Genomic DNA, 228 nt, shown 5'->3' on the forward strand with positions numbered 1-228 from the left:
GTCGACTTCTCCAATTTCAGATAAAATTGTTGCAGCAATTTTATGCCCAATACCGGGAATCGACTGAATTAATTCATGCTCTTCAATTTCTTCAGCCAGAGCATCTATGTTCTGTTCCAGTTCAGCAAGATGCTCTTGGTACTGAAGAATGAGGGTAATAAGAACTTTCAAATTGATTAAGTGGCTTGCATACATGGTTTGCTGAAATGGGTTTTGCTTTGCCGCGTC

General features: G+C 39.9%; 1 pseudogene. It reads right to left on the reverse strand.

Annotated elements, in window-relative coordinates:
• Positions 1-228 (reverse strand): annotated as a pseudogene (locus G9G57_RS25550) (IS110 family transposase); the annotation flags it as partial.

The sequence above is a fragment of the Paenibacillus sp. EKM211P genome (assembly GCF_011066175.1).
Lineage (GTDB): Bacteria > Bacillota > Bacilli > Paenibacillales > Paenibacillaceae > Paenibacillus > Paenibacillus polymyxa.